Origin of the sequence: Nonomuraea sp. NPDC049269 (genome assembly GCF_043197155.1) — a bacterium.
Taxonomy (GTDB): Bacteria; Actinomycetota; Actinomycetes; order Streptosporangiales; family Streptosporangiaceae; genus Nonomuraea.
In genome coordinates this window covers 280,474-297,482 of sequence record NZ_JBICSO010000003.1, presented here as the reverse complement: position 1 = coordinate 297,482, position 17,009 = coordinate 280,474, and the positions used below count along the sequence as shown (strand labels likewise).

Genomic DNA, 17,009 nt, shown 5'->3' with positions numbered 1-17,009 from the left:
CTACGTAACCGTGATGTTACCGAGAGTTCATCAGAAAGGGGATGACACATCACTTAGGTCGTTCTCGAAGTCGCTCAGCCAGAGTCCGAAAAGCACCAGCCCGCGGATCCAGAACCGGTCGTTCCACCCGCTGAACCGGGTCAGCGCGTCGGGGCCGCCCGCGATCACCATGTGCAGCTCGTCCGACAGCAGGCCGGGCACCCGCGCGGCCACCGTCTCCAGCATGCGGTGCGCGTACGCCCGCGCGGGCGCGGCCGTGGACCGCAGCGGAACCCGCAGCAGGGGCTGCTTGACCACGTTCGTGGACGGCAGCGCCGCCACCCGCGGGTTGGCGGCGTGCAGCACCTCGCGATAGAAGCGGCCCTTGTCCTTGCGCGCCACTCCCACCGACAGCGCCGCGTCGAAAAAGTCGGGGTGGATGAACGGCGCCGCGAACGACGCCTCGGGCCCGACCAGGTTGACCGCCGAGCGGGCGATGCCCCGCACGGTGCGGGTGTGCAGCACCGACAGCGGCAGCTCGGCCCGGTGCCCGTGCAGCATGGAGGTCGCGGCGGCGAACTGCTCGCGCACGGCCTCGTCCATCCAGGCACCGGCCGCCTCCGACAGGAACGGCTGCGACGGGGCGCCGAGGCTGAGCGACTTCAGCACCGCGGCCGACCGCTCGGCCTGTGAGGTGGCCTCCAGAGCCGCCCCGCTCACCATGAAGTTCTTCAGCAGCGGCCCGCCGGCCAGGCCGTCGACCAGCACCCGGCCCGACCGGTGCACCTCCTTGGCGAAAGGCGCGTACCAGGCGTGATGCGGCGTCAGGTATTCGAGCCGGCGGGCCACCTCAGCCGCGTCGCCCGGGTAGTCGTCGGCGGACTGGGTGATCACCCGGTGGGAGATGCCCAGCTCGCGGGTGATCGAGCGGGCGAAGGCGATGTCGGTGTCGGTGCCGTCGTCGGGGCTGGTCGTCCAGGACTCCACGTCGAAGCCCCGCGCCCGCGCCACGCTGGCCAGCAGCCGCGAGTCGTAGCCGCCGCTGACCGGTACGAGCAGCTTGCGCCCGTCATAGTCCTTGTAGACCTCGTGCAGGAGCTCCACGATCTCGTGGGCGCTCGTCCACGTCTCGTACGGCTCACTGCGCAGCCAGCGCGGCAGCCCCCGCTCCGTGGCCAGCCGCTCGCCGTCGAACACCAGCGCGCTCGACCCCGGCAGCCGCTTGACCCGCTGGTAGGGCGTGGCCTCACCGAGCGGGAACGTCACCTGGAGGATCGAGGCCCAGGCCGACCAGTCGAGCTCGATCGGGACCAGCGACAGCAACGGCTGGATCAGGGACGAGAAGTAGATCGCATCGCCGTGCCGTACGTAATAGACGTCGACCAGCCCGAGCGCCCCCGCGTGCAGCGTGACCCGCGAGCCGTCGCCGATCAGCCCCGGCGTCTCGTACGTCTCGGCGACCGTCATCCAGCCGTCGAGAGCAGAAGGCCGGCGCTCGCCCCAGGAGAACGCGAACGAGCCCCCGGCGCGGTGATAGGGCGGCAGAGGCGCCGAGCTGAACAGCGCCGCCTCGGCCGTCTGGAGCGCGGGCCTGACCCGCGGCCCCGCGGCGGCGAGCTTGCCGAGCACGACGGTGTCGATCCGGCCGAGGCCGCCGCAGACATAGGGCCGCACGTTGAACTGCACCGGATCTCATCCCTTCAAGCCGCTTCCCGCAAAAGAGTATCCTTTGCCGGGCTAGGAATCGGAGGTCTCGGTGAGCACTGAGCTGGAGAGCACTAGGCGAGCGCTACGTGATGCGATCGCCCAGGCCGAGCACGCGGCCGAGCTGGCCAGGCTGCTGGACGCGGCCCAGGCGCGGCTCGTGGAGGCCGAGCACCACGCCGCTGAGGCCAAGGCGCTCACCGAGCGGCTCACGGACGCGGAGGAGCGGCTGGAGAGCGAGCGCGCCGCCGCGGAAAAGCTCCGCAAGGAGCTCGCCGAGCAGCGTTTCCAGGCCGAGGTGGCCAACTGGAAACTCTCCTCGATCAAGGTGGCCCGCTGGAACAGGCTGGGCGACGCGATCAGGACCGGCAAGAGCAACCCGGTCCGCCTGGCCAGAGGTCTCAAGGGCGCCGCCAAGCCGGTCAAACGGCCCGTCGCCCCCAAGCGCAAGCCCGTCGCCGTCACGGGCAAGGACAAGGACGAGCGGCCCGGCGCGGCCTATCAGGCCACCACCTCCGTCCGCACACTCAACGGCGCCTCCTTCAGGCTCAAGCCGTTCCGCGTGCCCACCGGCCCCAACACCCGCCCGCACCTCACCGCCGCGGTGATCGCCGACCCGCACACCGAGGCGCTGCTGCGCTACGAGTGGCGGCAGACGACCGGCTTCACGCCGCGCGACTTCGCCAGGGTGCTGCCGCAGGAGGTGCCGCACCTGCTCGTGGTCGAGTCGGTCACGCGGGGGCCGTGGGCCGAGGAGATCACCGGCGAGCCGGGCGAGGGGCTCAAGGCCCTGCTGGCCTGGTGCGCCGAGCGGGGGATCCGCACGGTGTTCTGGCACACGCAGGGCGACGCCGCCCCCTACGCGGCCGCCGCGGAGCTGTTCGAGCACCGTTTCACCAACGATCTCACCGTGGGCTGGCCGCGCCTGCACTTCGGGGTGCAGCCGCGGGTGCACAACCCGATCCCGCTCGCGGGCGGCCGGATCGACCGGGTGCTCACGCTCGACCAGCTCCTGCCCGAGCACCTGACCTACCCCGACGTGCTGACCTCCTACCGCTGGCCCGCCGCCGTCACCTGCCCGCCCGGCGCGCCGCAGTGGGTGCTGGCCGAGCTCGCGGCGTGCAACACCTCGATCGGCACCGAGCCCGACGATCGCCGGGCCCACGTCGCGCTGCGCCGCGCGCACGCCACCGGCACGATGTCCGAGCGGACCGACGAGCTGCTGGAGGCCATCGGCCTGCCCGCCGTACGCGCGACCCTCAACACCTCGGTGCTGCTGCCCGTGCCCGACTCGGCGCTGCTGGAGCACGCGCTGGCCCAGGTGGCCCGGCAGTCGGGGGTCACCCAGGTGGTGGTGTTCGCCTGGCGCGGCGCCGAGCAGCGCGTCCGCGAGGTCCTGACCGGCGTCGACGTGGTCTTCCGCGACCTCGACCCGGCCGCGAGCACGGGCGCCATGCTCGACCACGGCCTCGACCTGTGCGAGGGCGACCTGGTCGCGGTGATGGACCCGCGCGACATCTACGGCGCCCACTACCTGGCCGACCTGCGCAGGGCGTTCCTGTTCAGCACGGCCGACATCGTCGGCAAGGCCGCCTTCTACGCCCACCTCCGCAAGCCGCAGGCGACGCTGCTCAAGCAGCCGGACGCCGAATACTCCTACCTGCCGGAGATCGCCGGGGCCACGCTGCTGGCGCGCCGCAACACGCTGCGGGAGCTCGGATTCGCCGACCTCACCGACGGGTGGGACGAGGTGCTGATGCGGCAGTGCCGGGCCGACGGGATCAAGGTCTTCTCGGCCGACCGGTTCGGCTACGTGCGGGTGCGCGAGGAGGACCGGTGGCTGCTGGGGGCCGCGCAACTGGTCGAGTACGGCTCGGCCGAGCCGCACGCGCTCATCTAGCTGTTCTGTTCCATGACGCCGGAGCAGCTCGCTGAGGTGCTGGGGGAGCCGCCGGTGCCGGAGGGCACCTGGGAGCGGGAGGCGGTCTACGTCTCGGCCGCCGCGCTCCGTCGCGGCCTCCCGCCCGCCTCGCTGGCGGCGCGGCTGCGTGGTGCCGCGCAGGTGCTGGACAACGGGTTTCTGCGGATCGTCGTGGAGGTGCCGGGGGTGCTGGTGGATTCGGTGGAGCCGGTCGACGTTCCGGACCTCTGGCCGGATTTCCCTCGTACGTGGGCGAACCCGGGCTTCGTCGTCCGCTACGGGCACGCGCGTGCGGCGGCCGTCCAGCGGTGGGCCCATGACCTGGGCGTCCCCGCCGGGCCCTTCCAGCCGGAGCTGCTCGCCGATCCACGCGACCGCGCCGTGCTGCGGGTGCTGGCCGAGCTGCCGGGGCGGCGCCTGAGCAGGGCTCCGGGGTGGGAGACCTATCTGGTACGGCTGGCGACGGCCTACCACGACGCCCATGAGCTGGCGCCCGCCGTACCCGTGGGAGACGATCCGCCCGCACCGCTGCACACGGCGCGCGTGCGGCTGGCGGCGGCAGTGCTCAAGGTGCTGCCGGGACCGGACCGGCTGTGATTGGCAAAATATCCGGCTAAAGGGCGAAAAATCGTAAAAATATCCCTTCTGGAGCTTGATCGCGTCTCGATACGTGGGCAGCGGGTCCGGGGGGTTCGACGGGTCCGATAGCCTCGATCGGGTGAGTCGATTCGTCCATCCCGCCGGGGACCGGCACGCTGAGATGCTGCCCCATGAGCGCCCTCCGCTGGCGCCTGCCGACCTCAACCGGATCAACCCCTCGATCTGGCCGCGAACGTCGAGCCGGACCGATGGCGCGCTCACGATCGGCGGCGTGGACGTCCGCGATCTGGCCGGCGACCACGGCACGCCCCTCTACGTGCTCGACGAGGACGACGTGCGCTCGCGCATGCGCGACTACGCCACGGCCTTCGCGGGCTCCGAGGTCCACTACGCCGGCAAGGCGTTCCTGTGCAAGGAGATCGTCCGCTGGCTCCAGGACGAGGACCTCGGTCTTGACGTGGCCAGCGGCGGCGAGCTGGCGGTCGCGCTCAGCGTCGGCTTCCCGGCCTCGCGCATCACGCTGCACGGCAACAACAAGTCGGCCGCCGAGCTGTCCAGGGCGCTGGAGGCGGGCGTCGGGCACATCGTCGTCGACTCCTATGAGGAGATCGCCCGGCTCGGGTTCCTCGCCGAGAAGTACGGTGTGCGGCCCAAGGTCATGATCCGGGTGACGACCGGGGTCGAGGCGCACACGCACGAGTTCATCGCCACCGCGCACGACGACCAGAAGTTCGGGCTGTCGCTCAACAGCGGGGCCGCCGCCGAGGCCGTCCGCCGCATCCTCGCGCTGCCCGCGCTGGAGCTCGTCGGGCTCCACTCGCACATCGGCTCGCAGATCGTCGACACGGCCGGGTTCGAGGTGGCGGCGCGCCGCCTGGCCACGCTGCTCGTGCAGATCAAGGACGAGCACGACGTGGTGCTGCCCGAGCTCGACCTGGGCGGCGGCTACGGCATCGCCTATGTCGAGGGCGACGAGGCCCCCGACATCAAGGAGATCGCCGACGGCCTGCGCGGGATCGTCACCAAGGTCTGCACCGACGCCGGGCTGCCGGTGCCGAAGCTGACCGTGGAGCCCGGCCGCACGATCGTCGGGCCCGGCGGGATCACGCTCTACGAGGTCGGGACCGTCAAGGACGTCGAGGGGCTGCGTACGTACGTCAGCGTCGACGGCGGCATGAGCGACAACGTCCGCACCGCGCTCTACGGCGCCGAATACACCGCCGTGCTGGCCAGCCGCGAGAGCCTCGCCGAGCCCATGCTCAGCCGCATCGTCGGCAAGCACTGCGAGAGCGGCGACATCATCGTGCGCGACTGCTTCCTGCCCGCCGACCTCGCGCCGGGCGACCTGATCGCCGTCGCGGCCACCGGGGCCTACTGCCGGTCGCTGGCCAGCAACTACAACTACCTGCCCAAGCCCGCCGTGGTGTCCGTCACCAACGGCGAGGCGCGCGTCATCGTGCGGGGCGAGACCGAGGACGACCTGTTGAGGGGGCAGCTGTGAAACCGCTGAAAGTGGCCCTGCTGGGCTGCGGGGTGGTGGGCTCGCAGGTCATCCGGCTGATGCACGAGCAGGGCGACGACCTGGCCGCCCGCATCGGGGCACCGCTGGAGCTGGCCGGTGTGGCCGTACGCCGGATGGGCCGCAAACGCGACGTCGACGTGGCTCCCGAGCTGCTGACCACCGACGCCGAGTCACTGGTCACCCGCGACGACGTCGACATCGTGATCGAGGTCATCGGCGGCATCGAGCCCGCCCGATCGCTGATCGTCGCCGCCCTGTCCGGCGGCAAGTCGGTGGTCACCGCCAACAAGGCCCTGCTCGCCGAGGACGGCGCGACCCTGCACGAGGCCGCCCGCACGGGCGGCGCCGACCTCTACTTCGAGGCCAGCGTGGCCGGCGCCATCCCGCTGCTGCGCCCGCTGCGCGAGTCACTCGCCGGCGACCACGTCAAACAGGTCCTCGGCATCGTGAACGGCACCACCAACTACATCCTCGACAAGATGGACTCCACGGGCGCCTCCTTCACCGACGCTCTTGAGGAGGCCCAGACGCTCGGCTACGCCGAGGCCGACCCCACCGCCGACATCGAGGGCTTCGACGCCGCCGCCAAGGCCGCGATCCTGGCCGGCCTGGCCTTCCACAGCCGGGTGACGGCGGCGGAGGTGCACCGCGAGGGCATCACCGAGATCACCGCCACCGACGTCGCCTCGGCCAAGGCCATGGGCTACGTCATCAAACTGCTGGCCATCTGCGCCCGCTCCGACGACGGCCGCTCGATCGGGGTCCGGGTGTACCCGGCGATGATCCCCCGGACACACCCGCTGGCCGGGGTACGCGAGGCGTACAACGCGGTCTTCGTGGAGGCGGCGTCGGCCGGGCAGCTCATGTTCTACGGCAAGGGCGCCGGCGGCGCCCCCACGGCCTCGGCGGTGCTCGGCGACCTGGTGGCCGTGGCCCGCAACCGCCTGGCGGGCACCCGCGCCCCGGCGGAGTCGACGTACGCCGACCTGCCCGTGCATCCCATGGGGGAGACCGTGACGCGGTGCCATGTGGCGCTGGACGTGGCGGACAAGCCGGGCGTGCTGGCCCGGGTGGCCGACCTGTTCGCCAAGCATGACGTGTCGATCCAGACGGTGCGGCAGGAGGGGCACGGTGACGACGCCCAACTCGTCATCGTGACGCACCGGGCCACCGACGCGGCACTTTCGGCGACCATGGAGGAACTCCGGGACCTCGACATCGTACGAGCCGTGGCCAGCGTGATGCGGGTCGAAGGCGACCTCTGACAAGCAAGGTCCTTCGCCGGTTTTGGCGCTTCGCGCTTTGAGGGCTCGGGCAGTGTTTTGTGGGGGGCTCGGCGCCCCCCACACCCCCACAAGGGCATGGTCCTCGCTACGCTCGGGCGTCCTTCCACAGGAGGGCTCCGCCCTCCTGAACGCAGGCGGACCCTTGGCCTGACCGCGTCCACTGGCAGGCCGGGGCAGCGATGGCCGGAAGGATCGTAATCCTCGGGCATCGGAATTCATGCCGAAGTAGCTTGTGCTCACAGGCTCCCGGCAACACGCGTCGCTGTTTCGACGCGCTGTAAATCGCGTGATGCGGGTTGAAGGCGACTCTGACACGCTCTTACATGCATGGGCCTTGCCGTGCTCGGGCGTTCTTCCGCAGGGGGACTTCGCCCTCCTGAACGCAGGCGGACCCTTGACCTGAGTGGGCGATGGATCCTTGACCCGAGCACGTCCAGACCTGGCCGGGGTCCTTCCGGCCTGGTCTGGACGTAAAACGCTCAAACCGGTTTGTCCAGCGCGTTTATTGACGAGTGATTCCGTACAACTTGGTGTGACTGAATATTCTTTTCGCCGCTGTCCACGTGAACTAATGGTGGTAACCGTGATACTGCGCTTCACCGGACGCTCGGAAAGGGAATCGCAATGGATGTTCTCGCTCAGGTCTCTGGCAACGTCACCGCGATCGGTTACGGTCTCGCCGCCATCGGCCCTGGCGTCGGCGTCGGCATCATCTTCGGTCAGGGCGTGCAGGCCATCGCGCGCCAGCCGGAAGCGTACGGCCTGATCCGCCAGAACATGCTCCTCGGCTTCGTCCTCACCGAGGCCCTCGCTCTGCTCGGCCTGGTCGCGCCGTTCATCTTTAAGGTCATCCAGTAAATCGCGCGGTTCTGTGATGAGCGATGAGAATGTCTTTCTATGGCATCGGATCATCGCTGAATGGCGAGCGACCGCAGTGCGAGGTCGGCTCCGACAGGCTGACGACACCGTGACGACAGCGTGTTATGTCACGCTCCTAGAGAAATCGATCCTCGGTGACATCCTCTCTAGGAGGAACTATGCGCATGCAGTCGAAACTCGCGGCCAAAATCGTCCTCTCCGCGCTGCTCACAGCTCCTTTGACCGTCGGCATGGGCGCGGTGGCCGCGAGCGCGTCGGTGAAGGCGGACACCGTAAAACTTCCGAGCAATGGCGCGATCGCCGGCGGGGATACATACCGTTGCGGATTTTACAAGCAGGATTGCATCGACGTACGGAACGCCATGGCTGACAGCGGATACACGGTCGGTCCCATCATCTACTCTCCCGTCAGCGGCTACTCCTTCGACTATTGGTGGTAACCACCGCACGGCACCCCGGAGAGTGCTCTGGGCGCGGCCCGGCGGAACATCGGCGCACTCCCCTTCACAGGCCTGGAAGAGGCGTGGGTGGCGAGAAAGCGCACCGCTGGGTCGCTATTTCACGCTGATCGTCGTCATCATCCCCATCGAGCGGTGATTATCCACCGGGCACCACAGCTCGTACGTTCCCTTCTTCAGCGCGACAGTGAGCTTCGTCGTCTTTCCGCCTGCAATGATGCTGGAGGTGGAGTTGACGCCGGGCCCCTTGATCGACAGGCCATGCGAGGCGGTCCCCGCATTGTTGATCGTGAATATGTAGGTCCCTGGGCTGAAGGTCTTCGTCGAGAGCGTGAGAGAGAACTCCCGCTCGGTCACCGTGACAGGCGTATCGGTTGCCCAGGCCCGGGGCATTGCCGCGGCAGTCGTGCCCCCGCCGACCGCCAGTGTCAGCGCGGCGGCGATGAGCCCTATCGCCAGACGGGGCGTGCCTATGAAACGAATCGCAGCGGACATGATCGCCATCCCTTCATCGCGGCATCGATGTCAGCCATGGCAGATGCCCTCTCCGTATTCCCGGGCGCGTGTAACGCTAGACCCGCGAGATCTTCAGCACCGTGCCGACTGTTCGCCACAACGGCTTTACGGTTGCGTGGACCTAGGCTGCTTTGGGACGTCTAGGGTGAGTGACCGTGACGACGGAACGATGGGCATTGGGTGGCGACCTGAGCGTCGCGCGGGTCGGGTACGGCGCGATGAAGCTGACCGGTTGGCCGAGAGGCGACGAGCCGCCCAGCCGGGAGACGGCCCTGGCCATCCTGCGCCGGGCCGTGGAGCTCGGCGTGAACCACATCGACACCTCGCACTACTACTCGCGTGACGGGGTGGCGGCCAACGAGCTGATCCGGGAGGCGCTGCATCCCTACCCGGACGACCTGGTGATCGTGACCAAGGTGGGGGCGCTGGTCGAGGGCTCCGACATCGCCCTACCAGCAGCAAAGATGTACGGCCTCACGCCCGATGGCCTGCGCCGTGGCGTCGAGGCGAACCTGCGCTCTCTCGGCGTGGACCGCCTGGATGTGGTGAACCTGCGGATGGGCGACCGCGACCGCAGCCAGACACCACTGACCGCACCCTTGGAGACCTTGCTCGCGCTGCGCGAGGAGGGCCTGATCCGCCACATAGGCATCTCCAACGTCACTGCCGAGGAGTTCGCCGAGGCCTGCAAGGTCGCGCCGATCGCCTGCGTCCAGAACCTCTACAACCTGTCCCGGCGCGATGACGACCCACTTGTCGACGCCTGCGCCGAGGCCGGCATCGCCTACGTCCCCTTCTTCCCGGTCGGCGGTTTCCAGCCGCTCACCGCCGAGCGCCTGGACGCCGTCGCCGCCCGCCACCACGCGACCGTGCCGCAGGTGGCCCTGGCCTGGCTGCTGGCCCGATCGCCGAACATCCTGCCCATCCCCGGCACCGGCTCACTGGCTCACCTGGAAGAGAACATCGCTGCCGGCGCGCTGAGGTTGAGCACGGAAGACGTCGCCGAGCTCGCTGGGTAAGCCGGGGGATGGTGCCGGGTCAGCCCGCTCGATCGCAGTCCTGGCAAGATAGCCGCATGGAACGAGTGCTTGGAATCGGTGGATACTTCATGCGCGCCGCCGACCCGGCGGCCCTGAGTGCGTGGTATCGCGATTGCCTAGGCCTGGACGCCGATGAGCACGGCCTGTGGAGTCAGGAAGCCGGGCCGACGGTGTTCGCGGCGTTCGAGTCCGAGGCCGACTACTTCTCCCGCGCCCAGCAGACCATGCTCAACTTCCGGGTCCGCGACCTGGATGCGATGGTCGCGCAACTGCGCGCCAAGGGCGCGGACGTGGCCGAAGAAACGCACGACATGGAGGGTGTCGGTCGATTCGGCTGGGTCACCGATCCTGAAGGCAATCGGATCGAGCTCTGGCAGCCCGTCTGACCGCGTCTTCATGGGCTCGGAATTTTCAGATCGGCCCATACGACGCGATGGCCCGATGATTTGATGAACGTTCCCCAGTTGTTCTCGGACAGCGCCATGACAATCCGAATGCCTCGCCCCGATTCAACTTCCAGTGGCGGATAATCGGGAATGTGAGGTTCGGAGGCGAAAGCTCCGGGATCGGTGACTTCAATGCGAATGAAGTCGGGGCCGAGGCTGAGGCTTACCGCGACCCACTCGCGATCCACGCCGCCCTCCACGCGCGTGCAGGCGTTCGTGACCAGCTCGCTGACGACCTGTTGCGCGTCCGGCAGCACGGGAGGACCGGTCGCGAGCCACCACGCGACGGCTGCTCGCGCCTGCTTCGGTGCTTTGTCGCTGCGGCGCAGTCTGGTCGCTCCGATGAGCGTTACATCCTCTGTTCGCATGAGCATGGGGAATCACCGACTTTGTCCGGTCGCTTTGCTTGTCGCCTGCACACAAGATTGTGTGTCCGGTGTAAGAACTGACCTCTCACGCAGATGTCTCTCGGAAGTCACCTCTCACAGTGCCAGCGAACGACTACGTTAAGTGAGAGGTCCGCAGGACAATCGCCGCACAGATTAGGCACGTGTTGTGTGTGTCGGCGTGTGTGGTTCCGTGGCGACAGAACGGCGGAGGTGCTGAATGAGCGTCAAGGATTTGGACCCGGACGCTGGACCACTGGCTCGTTTCGGATGCGAGTTGCGGAAACTCCGTATCGACAAAGGGCTCACCCTCGAACAGCTCGCGGACAGAGTCGGTTTCAGTCCGAGCCTCGTCGGCAGCGTCGAGCGGGCCGCCAGAAACCCGAGCAAGGACTTCACCGAACGTTGCGAGGAGGCGCTGGGCCTATCCGGCGAGCTTCTCGCCCGGTGGCCGAGCATCAGCCGGGAGCGCAGCCCGAAGTGGTTCCGGCCCTGGCTGGAGATCGAGCAGAGCGCCACGGTCTTGCGGACGTGGCAACCGCTCATCGTCCCGGGACTGCTTCAAACCACCGACTATGCTCGCGCGATTTTCAACGGCAAGCCAGGTACGACAAAGGAGCAGGCGGAGGAGGCGCTGACGGCTCGGATGGAGAGGCAGGCCATCTTCGCCCGCTCGAACCCGCCGATGTTCTGGGCTGTTTTGGATGAAGGAATCCTGTACCGTCCGATTGGAGGCGAGGCCGTGACTCGTCATCAATTCGAACATCTTATCGCGTTGGCCGAAAGCACTCGAATCACCATCCAGGTGCTGTCCTACTCAGCCCTCTCCACTACCGGCCTCCTCGGCGGATTCGTCCTGGCACAAGCCAACGGAATGCCGGACGCTGCCTATCTGGAGTCGGCGGGGCAAGGCCAGGTGCGGGATGCGCCGGATGAGGTTGCCGACCTGAGTGTTAGATACGAGGCGATACGTGCGGAGGCCCTTCCCCAGCACGTATCGCTGAAGCTGATCAAAGAGAGGTTGATGGCGGCATGGAATTGAGTGAGGAACTGAGGACGGCGGCATGGCGTAAGTCGTCGTTCTCGGGCGATAACGGCGGAGACTGCATCGAGGTCGCCCCGTTGAGCGGTGGGCGGGTCGCGATGCGGGACACCGAGCGTCCCGAGATGGAGCCGTGGGTGGTCAGTGGTTCGGTCTGGGCCGCGTTCGGCAAGGGCTGGCGAAACGGCGAATTCGACTTCTAGCGGGCTTCGATCTCGAGTACCGCCTTGCCGTGCAGGCGGCGGCCAAGGAGGGCCGCGGTCGCCTGGGCGGCCTCCTGCCAGGAACCCCGCCACGAGATCTGCGGGTCCAACCGACCGGCGGCGAGGCGGCCGGCCAGCCAGGTCAGGTCAGGCGCCAATCCCTGGCAGCCGAGCAGGAAGAACGTGACGATCGAGCGATCGTGCCGTCCCTGGTCGCCGAAGAAGGCGCCGAAGGGGAAGTTCTCGCCGTTGTTCGCCGAGTGACCGACGGCGACCAGGATGCCGCCCTCGGCCAGCCGGTCGTATGCGGACACCAGTTGGTCACCGCCCACCAGGTCCACCACACCGTCCACGGGCTTGGTGATCTCGTGCGGCCCGGACACCACCTCGTCCGCGCCGAGCGCTCGCAGGCTTTCGTCGTGCGCGGCCGGGTCGCCGGTGGAGGCCACCACCTGGGCCCCGCCGAGGTGAGCCAGCTGTACGGCGTACCGCCCGACCCCGCCGGTGGCGCCCGTGACCAGCACGCGCCTGCCGAGGATCGGGCCGATCCGGTGGAGTGCACGGAGCGCGCTGGCGCCCGCGACCGGGACGGTGCTGATCGCACCGAGGTCGGCATCCTGTGGCACGGTGCCGATGAGGTCCGTGTCGACGGCGCGAAGCTCGGCCCAGGCGCCGTCGCCGGCGAGCGTGACCACTCGCGTGCCGGCGGCCGGGCCGGATCCGTCGGCGGCGGCGCGTTCCACGATCCCCGCCGCGTCCCAGCCGAGAACGGTCCCCTCTGGGGCGTTCTGGATGCCGAACGCGACCTCGCCGTAGTTGAGGGAGGCCGCCGTCACCCGTACCAGCGCCTGGTTCTGGGCGGGTACGGGATCGGGCGCTTCACCGAGCCTCAGGCCGCCGGGCGCGGAACGGTCGACGAGCAGAGCGCGCATGGGTTCTCACCTTCACTGAGAGGTTTATGCCACTGAGTGGCACAAGACTATAGGAGGCGTTCGCGCACGAGATACGCTAGGGGTGATGAGCACCGAGATCCTCAGCGGACTGCCGCTACGCGAGCGCAAGAAGCTCCGCACCCGCCTGGCGCTGATCGACACCGCGCTGGAGCAGTTCACCGAGCGGGGTTTCGACGGCACGACGCTCGATGAGCTCTGCACCGCCGTCGAGGTGTCCAAGCGCACCTTCTTCCGCTACTTCGACAGCAAAGAAGACGTCGCGATGGCGCCCACTCAGGATCTGTGGGCCGCCTTTCTGGACGATCTCCAGACCCGGCAGCCGACCGACGGCACGCTCCTGGTGCTGCTGCGGGACACGTTGCTCACGGCGCTGGACCGGATGCCCGCCGAGGGCTGGGCGGAGCGTGTTCAGCTCTCCCGCCGGCTGGCCGCCGAGACGCCGTCGATGAACGCGCACGGGCTGCAGTTCTGCGACCGCACCACCCGTACCGCGATCACGATCCTGCGGGAGCGCTTCGGTCCGGCCGACCCGCACGACCTGCGGCTCCGGCTGGCCCTCGACATGATGATCTCGGCTTTCCACTGTGCGCTGGAGGAGTGGACGTTTCAGTCCGGACCCGCGAGCCGTGACGACCTCTCCGCTCGCCTTCGCGATGCGTTCGCCGCGATCCCGGGCAGTGTCACGATGACGCTCTCCTGAACAAGTCCTAACACCCTTTCCGGAACGGCTGGCCTGGCAGATACCGGGTCCATTCGGCCTCGGTCAGTGCCCGGCCGGCCCGCGCGCACGCCGCCTTCACCAGCGGTTTGATCGCCAACGGAACCCTGGTCAGCCGCCCCATCCTCCCCATGGCCAGCAGCTCGGCGGAGTCGGCGGAGAAGGCGATCGACCGCGCGCTGTCCCAGAGCCGGATCGTGGGTCCGACCGGCCGGCCTTGCCGTACGTCCCAGACGATCAGCGACTTCTCCTGGGACGCGAACGCGAACAGCCGGTCGTCGGCCGAGAAGGCGGCGGTCCACGACACCCCGCCCACCCGCAGCCAGTCGCCGACCTGCGCGCCCGTGCTGGTGTCCCAGATGCCCACCTTGCCGGCGAAGTTCGCCGCGACCAGCTTCAGATCGGCACTGAACCAGACCTCCTCCGCGTTGCCGGAGAACGGCAGTCGCGGTCCGAACCGGCGCCCGGTCTCGAGGTCCACCAGGCGTAGCAGGCTCGCGTCCAGGCCGATGAGGCGCCCGTCCGCGGCGACCGTCCAGCCGAGCAGGCGCGGCCTGGTCACCTGCTTGAGCCGCTTGCCGCCGGGGACCTGCCAGAGCGTGAAGGTCTTCTGGTCGGTCGTCCAGAGTCCGGCCGGGGCCGGAAGCGCGCCGTCCGAGTCGGGAGTGGCCGGGACCTTGGCCAGTTCGTGCCAGGTGGCGGTGTCCCGGACGGTGACATCGTCGCTCCGTCTGATCGCCAGCCGCCTGCCGTCCCGGCTGAAGGAGAGCTCGCTGTCGTAGTCCTGGAGCGTCCCCGCCTCGAACGCCTTGCCGTTCAGCGTGATCTTGGTTGAGCCCAGGGCGTGCGTGGCGAGCAGCCGGCCGTCGGCGCTGAACTCCATCTCGTCCACGGTCTCGTCCGCGGCGACGTACGGCTGGAGCGTGATGACCGTGTCCTCGCTCAGGTAGCGCAGTCCGGTCGGGCCGAAGGCGACCGCGGACACCGGGTCCGCTATGGCGCGTTCGAGCATCAGCGGTTCGTCGGCGTTCAGCCGGTAGAGCCTGATCGTCGAGCCGATCCCCGCGAGGACCTTGCCGTCCGGACTGAACACCGGCGTCGCCATGGGTTCCCAGTCCGCGATCGTGGTGATCTCCTTGCGGGTACGGGCGTCGAAGACGACCAGGCCGCCGTTGTCGGAGATGGCCAGGAGCCGCCCGTCGCGGCTGAACGCCGAGACCGGGCTGCAGTCGCCGCAGATGCCGGGAAAACCGCGTTGTGCCTTGCCCGACGGCAGCGCCCAGCGCTCGCGTCCGGCCACGGCGTAGTCGCCGCCCGGATGGATCGCGGCCTTGACGAGCGTGGGCAGCGCGGTCGTCTTTCCGGTACGCGGGTTGTAGGCGCTTTTGCCCTGTCCGATGTCGACGATGAGCAGGCCGCCGCTGAAGCCGATGTTCAGGTCGAGCATCTCGGTGGCGGGCAGGCGCCGGCCCGTCCGCTTGCCGGTGGCCAGTTCCCAGAGGCCGACACCCTCGCTGTCGGCGACGGCCAGCAGCCGCCCGTCCTCGCTGACCGCGGCCTGGCGCAGGCGCCTGTCGGTCAGGCCGAGCCCGGTGAAGCCGCCCGTCCGCCTGCCGGTCGTCAGGTCCCATACCCTGACCTCGTCGGGACTGACGCTGATCAGCGAGCGGCCGTCGGCGCTGAGCGCGCGCACCACGTCGGGCCCGGTGTCGGGGTCGTGAAAGGCCGCGCCGCCCTGGTCGACGACCGAGGCCAACAGGCTCGACCTGGCCTCGGCCGTGGGGGACAGCCGCGCGGCCGCCGTGCTGAGCAGCATGCCCAGGACGGGGTCCTTGCCTCTCACCGTGTCGGCCACCCCGGCCAGCCGGGCGGACTCGGCCACGTCGCGTTGGTCGGCGAGCATGATGCTCTGCCGTACGGCCAGACCTCCCGCGACCAGGGCCAGCACCAGGAGCACGGCGAGCCCGACGGACAGGAGCCTGGTCCTGCGGGATCGGCGCCTGTTGAGCGCGGCGGCCGCGGACAGGAAGTCCCGCTCGCCGGGGGTGAGTGTGATGTTCCTGCGGTCGGCCGCGGCCCAGCTCAGCGCGTCGTCCAGCGAACTGCCGTGGAACAGGTCGGCGTCCTTCCGCCCGTGCTCCTCCCAGCGCTCCGCCGCCGTCCAGATCTGCCGGTGCACGACCAATCCGTCCCGGTTCGCGGCGATCCAGGCGCGCAGCCGGGGCCAGGCCAGCGGTAGGGCGGGGCGCAGCAGCCGTACCGGATCTCCCTTGGAGACCAGGTACGTGAACGCGTCCAGCACTCGCTCGATACCGTCGGGGAGCTCGGACCTGCGGAGTTCGCGCAGCGCCAGCTCGTCCTCGGCGTTCACCGTGAGCAGCCGCAGGAACAGCTCGGGGACCAGCTCCTTCTCGGCGGGGCCGAGAGCGGAGTAGGCGTCCTCGGCGATGACGCCGAGCGAGGGGTCGTCGGCGGTGATCCCGATCCGCTCGCCGTCGCCGGCGCCCTGCTCGAGCAGCCGCGCGGTGTCGAGCCTTCCGTCGCTGTTGACCAGCCCGAGCAGCAGCTCGCGCGCGGTCGGGCGGCGTGCTGGTTCCTTGGCCAGCGCCGCGCGCACCAGGCGGCGCAGCGGGTCGGGCAGCGCGGCCAGGTCGGGTTCGTGGGAGAGCACGCGGTGCATGACCGCGCCGAGCGCCTCCGCGGTGAACGGATCCTCGCCGGTGGCGGCGTACAGGATGATCGCGCCCCAGGCGAACACGTCCGCGGGCGGCCCGGCCCGCTCGCCCGAGAACACCTCCGGCGCCATGTAACTGGGCGTGCCCGCCACCTCTCCTGTGGCGGTGAGCGACATCTCCAGCGTGCGGGCCACGCCGAAGTCGATCACCCGGGGCCCGTCGGGGCCGAGCAGCACGTTGTCGGGCTTGAGGTCACGGTGCACGACGCCCGCGTCATGGATGGCGGTCAGCGCCGTGGCGATCGCCGTGGCCAGCCGGTGCAGGTCGTCGCCGCGGAACACCCGCCCAGCCGCGCGCAGGCTCGGGCCTTCGACGTACTCGCTGACGATGTACGGCCTGGACCCCTCCAGATGGACGCCGAGCACTCTGGCCGTACAGAACGAGGCCACCCGCTGCGCCGCGACCGCCTCCTTGGCCAGGCGATCGCGCAGCTCGGGCCGGCTGACCGGGTCGCCGCGGAGCACCTTGACCGCGACCCTGGCGCCCGCCGGGTCGTAGGCCTCGTACACGACGCCTTGCCCGCCCGCCCCGATCCGGCCGGCCAGCCAGTATTCCCCGAGCCGCTGCGGGTCGCCGTCGATGAGTGTGCTGCGCATGACGGATTGGACTATCGGCGCGACC

Annotated in this window: 16 protein-coding genes; 11 read left to right on the top strand and 5 right to left on the bottom strand. The window is 69.2% G+C overall.

What is annotated here, in order from left to right:
* Positions 1-30: 30 nt before the first annotated feature.
* Positions 31-1,665 carry an asparagine synthetase B family protein gene (locus ACGFNP_RS19080; RefSeq protein WP_393320111.1) on the bottom strand — a complete coding sequence of 545 codons (1,635 nt, stop codon included), beginning with the start codon at positions 1,663-1,665 and terminating at the stop codon, positions 31-33.
* 70 nt (positions 1,666-1,735) lie between these two features.
* Between ACGFNP_RS19080 and ACGFNP_RS19075 the strand changes: the two genes are divergently transcribed.
* The 6 genes from ACGFNP_RS19075 to ACGFNP_RS19050 all read left to right on the top strand — a co-directional run bounded on the left by ACGFNP_RS19075 (position 1,736) and on the right by ACGFNP_RS19050 (position 8,331).
* Positions 1,736-3,583, top strand: a complete 1,848-nt coding sequence (locus ACGFNP_RS19075) for a hypothetical protein (RefSeq protein WP_358317025.1) — start codon at positions 1,736-1,738, stop codon at positions 3,581-3,583.
* 12 nt (positions 3,584-3,595) lie between these two features.
* On the top strand, positions 3,596-4,201 hold the full coding sequence (locus ACGFNP_RS19070; protein ID WP_393320108.1) for an anticodon-binding protein: 606 nt from the start codon (positions 3,596-3,598) through the stop codon (positions 4,199-4,201).
* A 121-nt stretch (positions 4,202-4,322) separates the two neighbouring features.
* Positions 4,323-5,705, top strand: a complete 1,383-nt coding sequence (lysA, locus tag ACGFNP_RS19065; RefSeq protein ID WP_393320105.1) for a diaminopimelate decarboxylase — start codon at positions 4,323-4,325, stop codon at positions 5,703-5,705.
* The gene (locus tag ACGFNP_RS19060; RefSeq protein ID WP_358317030.1) at positions 5,702-6,991 is read left to right on the top strand and encodes a homoserine dehydrogenase; all 1,290 of its coding nucleotides are present in this window, start codon (positions 5,702-5,704) and stop codon (positions 6,989-6,991) included. Before lysA ends, ACGFNP_RS19060 begins: the two co-directional genes overlap by 4 nt.
* 645 nt (positions 6,992-7,636) lie before the next feature.
* Positions 7,637-7,870 (top strand): ATP synthase F0 subunit C, encoded by a 234-nt coding sequence (gene atpE, locus ACGFNP_RS19055; protein WP_358317033.1) that lies wholly within the window; start codon positions 7,637-7,639, stop codon positions 7,868-7,870.
* Between the two features lie 179 nt (positions 7,871-8,049).
* Entirely contained in the window at positions 8,050-8,331 is a 282-nt protein-coding gene (locus ACGFNP_RS19050) for a hypothetical protein (protein ID WP_393320102.1), read from the top strand.
* Between the two features lie 114 nt (positions 8,332-8,445).
* On the opposite strand, the gene ACGFNP_RS19045 is transcribed toward ACGFNP_RS19050, so the two are convergent.
* Positions 8,446-8,844, bottom strand: a complete 399-nt coding sequence (locus ACGFNP_RS19045) for a plastocyanin/azurin family copper-binding protein (RefSeq protein WP_393320099.1) — start codon at positions 8,842-8,844, stop codon at positions 8,446-8,448.
* 176 nt (positions 8,845-9,020) lie between these two features.
* Between ACGFNP_RS19045 and ACGFNP_RS19040 the strand changes: the two genes are divergently transcribed.
* Together ACGFNP_RS19040 and ACGFNP_RS19035 are read left to right on the top strand one after the other, a co-directional pair.
* The gene (locus tag ACGFNP_RS19040) at positions 9,021-9,884 is read left to right on the top strand and encodes an oxidoreductase (protein WP_393320096.1); all 864 of its coding nucleotides are present in this window, start codon (positions 9,021-9,023) and stop codon (positions 9,882-9,884) included.
* Between the two features lie 56 nt (positions 9,885-9,940).
* Positions 9,941-10,291 (top strand): VOC family protein, encoded by a 351-nt coding sequence (locus tag ACGFNP_RS19035; RefSeq protein WP_393320093.1) that lies wholly within the window; start codon positions 9,941-9,943, stop codon positions 10,289-10,291.
* Between the two features lie 8 nt (positions 10,292-10,299).
* Here the strand turns inward: ACGFNP_RS19035 and ACGFNP_RS19030 are convergent, their stop codons facing one another.
* On the bottom strand, positions 10,300-10,725 hold the full coding sequence (locus ACGFNP_RS19030) for an ATP-binding protein (RefSeq protein WP_393320090.1): 426 nt from the start codon (positions 10,723-10,725) through the stop codon (positions 10,300-10,302).
* Between the two features lie 232 nt (positions 10,726-10,957).
* Here ACGFNP_RS19030 and ACGFNP_RS19025 point away from each other — a divergent pair, with 232 nt between their 5' ends.
* Together ACGFNP_RS19025 and ACGFNP_RS19020 are read left to right on the top strand one after the other, a co-directional pair.
* Entirely contained in the window at positions 10,958-11,779 is an 822-nt protein-coding gene (locus tag ACGFNP_RS19025) for a helix-turn-helix domain-containing protein (protein ID WP_393320087.1), read from the top strand.
* Positions 11,770-11,982 (top strand): DUF397 domain-containing protein, encoded by a 213-nt coding sequence (locus tag ACGFNP_RS19020; RefSeq protein ID WP_214639044.1) that lies wholly within the window; start codon positions 11,770-11,772, stop codon positions 11,980-11,982. Before ACGFNP_RS19025 ends, ACGFNP_RS19020 begins: the two co-directional genes overlap by 10 nt.
* Here the strand turns inward: ACGFNP_RS19020 and ACGFNP_RS19015 are convergent.
* Entirely contained in the window at positions 11,979-12,914 is a 936-nt protein-coding gene (locus ACGFNP_RS19015; protein ID WP_393320084.1) for a zinc-binding dehydrogenase, read from the bottom strand. The genes ACGFNP_RS19020 and ACGFNP_RS19015 overlap by 4 nt on opposite strands.
* An 85-nt stretch (positions 12,915-12,999) precedes the next feature.
* Here ACGFNP_RS19015 and ACGFNP_RS19010 point away from each other — a divergent pair, with 85 nt between their 5' ends.
* Entirely contained in the window at positions 13,000-13,635 is a 636-nt protein-coding gene (locus tag ACGFNP_RS19010; RefSeq protein ID WP_358317052.1) for a TetR family transcriptional regulator, read from the top strand.
* Between the two features lie 7 nt (positions 13,636-13,642).
* Here ACGFNP_RS19010 and ACGFNP_RS19005 read toward each other — a convergent pair whose 3' ends face one another.
* On the bottom strand, positions 13,643-16,984 hold the full coding sequence (locus ACGFNP_RS19005; RefSeq protein WP_393320080.1) for a WD40 repeat domain-containing serine/threonine protein kinase: 3,342 nt from the start codon (positions 16,982-16,984) through the stop codon (positions 13,643-13,645).
* Positions 16,985-17,009: the final 25 nt, after the last annotated feature.

Excerpts from the sequence above, each read along its gene's own strand:
- ACGFNP_RS19070 (WP_393320108.1), top strand. The coding sequence starts at position 3,596 with ATGACGCCGGAGCAGCTCGCTGAGGTGCTGGGGGAGCCGCCGGTGCCG.
- atpE (WP_358317033.1), top strand. The coding sequence starts at position 7,637 with ATGGATGTTCTCGCTCAGGTCTCTGGCAACGTCACCGCGATCGGTTAC.
- ACGFNP_RS19050 (WP_393320102.1), top strand. The coding sequence starts at position 8,050 with ATGCGCATGCAGTCGAAACTCGCGGCCAAAATCGTCCTCTCCGCGCTG.
- ACGFNP_RS19010 (WP_358317052.1), top strand. The coding sequence starts at position 13,000 with ATGAGCACCGAGATCCTCAGCGGACTGCCGCTACGCGAGCGCAAGAAG.
- ACGFNP_RS19005 (WP_393320080.1), bottom strand. The coding sequence starts at position 16,984 with ATGCGCAGCACACTCATCGACGGCGACCCGCAGCGGCTCGGGGAATAC.
- ACGFNP_RS19015 (WP_393320084.1), bottom strand. The coding sequence starts at position 12,914 with ATGCGCGCTCTGCTCGTCGACCGTTCCGCGCCCGGCGGCCTGAGGCTC.
- ACGFNP_RS19035 (WP_393320093.1), top strand. The coding sequence starts at position 9,941 with ATGGAACGAGTGCTTGGAATCGGTGGATACTTCATGCGCGCCGCCGAC.
- ACGFNP_RS19045 (WP_393320099.1), bottom strand. The coding sequence starts at position 8,844 with ATGTCCGCTGCGATTCGTTTCATAGGCACGCCCCGTCTGGCGATAGGG.
- ACGFNP_RS19030 (WP_393320090.1), bottom strand. The coding sequence starts at position 10,725 with ATGCTCATGCGAACAGAGGATGTAACGCTCATCGGAGCGACCAGACTG.
- ACGFNP_RS19025 (WP_393320087.1), top strand. The coding sequence starts at position 10,958 with ATGAGCGTCAAGGATTTGGACCCGGACGCTGGACCACTGGCTCGTTTC.
- ACGFNP_RS19020 (WP_214639044.1), top strand. The coding sequence starts at position 11,770 with ATGGAATTGAGTGAGGAACTGAGGACGGCGGCATGGCGTAAGTCGTCG.